Here is a 1,381-nt window from a genome sequence, read left to right on the forward strand (position 1 = left end):
ACTAGTAGGACTCCGTTAGGTCTGTCTCGATCTTGGTGCCGTGTGTATGCCGCTGGGCAGGGGTTGGTGGCAGGTGGTGCAGGTGCCGGTCCAGCAGTTCAGCAGGTCCTGGAGGGCGTCGAGGATCTGGTAGAGGGTGAGTCCGCTGTGTCGGCTTTTGGGGCCAGCCGCTGCTCGGTGAGGAAGGCATGGGCGGCGGTGACCAGGGTGGCGTGGTGGTGCCAGCCCGGCCAGGAGCGGCCTTCGAAGTGGTCCAGGCCGAGGCCGTGCTTGAGTTCGCGGTAGTCGTGCTCGATGCGCCAGCGGATCTTCGCCAGGCGGACCAGTTCCGGGAGCGGGGTGTCGTCGGCCAGGTCGGACAGCCAGAAGCGGGTCGGTTCGTCCTCGCCGTCGGGCCACTCGGCCAGCAGTCGCACCTCGGGCAGGACACCGTCCCACCGGCCCTGCCGGGCCACCGCGGCTGCCTGGGCCAGCCGACGCGGGCGCACCCCGGCCGGCCTGACCGGAATCGCGAGGAAGCGGGAGGTCATCGGGCCCCGGGAGCCTTCCCGCCAGGTCACCTCGTTGAAGGCTTCCCATCCGGCGGCCGCTGCCAGTTCCGCTACCGGCACCGGTGGCTGCCGGTAGCGGGGAACCGGCGGGCGGCCGTTGCCGGACCAGGCCGGGGCATCGGGGTGCGCGTCATGCGGCTGGACGGTGACATCGCCGCGGATGCCGACCACGTAGGCGTGTCCCCGCTCGGCCAGGCCGGCGCGGAAGTCGGCGTTCTGCCCGTAGCCGGCATCGGCCACCACCACCGGCGGCACCAGTGCCCATCCGGCCAGTTCATCCAGGGCGTCCAGTGCCAGGCGCCACTTCTCCCGGTGCCCGACGTCCTCGGGCACGCCGGTCCGCCGGCGCCGGACAGCATCATCCGCCCACTCCTGGGGCAGGAACAGCCGCCAGTTCAGCGGGCACGAGGCCGCATCGGAGACCGCGTGCACGCTGACCGCGACCTGGCAGTTGGCCTGCTTGCCCAGCGCACCGCAGTACTGGTGCGCGACACCGACCGACATCCTGCCGTCCTTCGGGAACGACACGTCATCGACCGCCCAGGCGTCCGGGCCGACCCGCGGCACCAGCCGCTCGGCGATCCGCCGGCGCACCGGCACCGGATCCCAGGTGGACTGGTTCACGAACTGCTGCAGGTTCTGCTCGTTGCCGTCCGACAGCCGCGAGGCCATGGCCTGGATGGACTTGCGGCGACCGTTCACCATCAGTCCCCGCAGATAGCAGTCGCCCTTGGCCCGCTGGTCCTTACGCGGCACCGAGGCGAACACATCCGCCACGAATAACGCCAACGACGCCCGCACCCGGTTCACTTCATGTGCGTCCACACAGT

1 protein-coding gene is annotated in these 1,381 nt (G+C 70.7%); it reads right to left on the reverse strand.

Translation table 11 applies throughout. The annotated features are described in order from the left end of the window. Positions 1 to 98: 98 nt before the first annotated feature. The gene (locus ACWGJM_RS48995; RefSeq protein WP_453418275.1) at positions 99 to 1,376 is read right to left on the reverse strand and encodes an IS701 family transposase; all 1,278 of its coding nucleotides are present in this window, start codon (positions 1,374 to 1,376) and stop codon (positions 99 to 101) included. Positions 1,377 to 1,381 lie beyond the last annotated feature (5 nt).

It is taken from the genome of Streptomyces sp. NPDC054834 (assembly GCF_053611185.1).